General features: G+C 47.4%; 1 protein-coding gene. It reads right to left on the bottom strand.

The annotated features are described in order from the left end of the window. Nucleotides 1-284 (bottom strand): hypothetical protein (locus tag ACFQEU_RS17670; protein WP_379784271.1); only part of this gene is annotated, 284 nt, incomplete at its 3' end. Nucleotides 285-576 lie beyond the last annotated feature (292 nt).

Raw genomic sequence — 576 nt, 5'->3', positions numbered from 1 at the left:
GGAAACAAAGCGTGAAATTTTATTTCGTTTTCCGCCATCATGTCGCAGGCTTGCTGCACTTGCTGATCAGTTAAGGATTGATGGCGAATGGCCCAGGCGGCATTACAGCGGTGGTAGTTAACTAATACACTGTTTTCTGGTGCTGGCGCCGGCAACCAATGCCCCGGCGGCGTGAAGGCAACAGGTTTTTGCGCCGTTGTTGGAGCGCAACCGAGAAGCGTCAGTAGCGAACAAGCACTGGTAAAAGATAAACAGGCGCGCTTAATAGGTAGCGATGAAAACACAGCAGTCTCCTTGAGATATATTGCCAAAGTATTGCAGGTTCCCTAGATGCATTGATGCAACTAAGATTCCGACATCCGGAATATCAAGAGACTACCTAAGCTAAACAAACAAAGAATTTATTTAGCCCGAACCACTGATTCAAATCGATTTTTTGGCTTCTTGCGCCACGAGCAGTGCGCGAATTTCCGCCTTCGCACCTAAAATATGGTCTGTTAAACACTTACACGCTCGCTTCACATCTTTAGCACGGCAGGCGTTAATTAATTCGCGATGCTCTGGGCCCGCTTTTTT

This window comes from Halorubrum tibetense (assembly GCF_042661865.1).
Lineage (GTDB): Archaea > Halobacteriota > Halobacteria > Halobacteriales > Haloferacaceae > Halorubrum > Halorubrum tibetense.
This window is presented reverse-complemented; position numbering and strand designations above follow the sequence as displayed.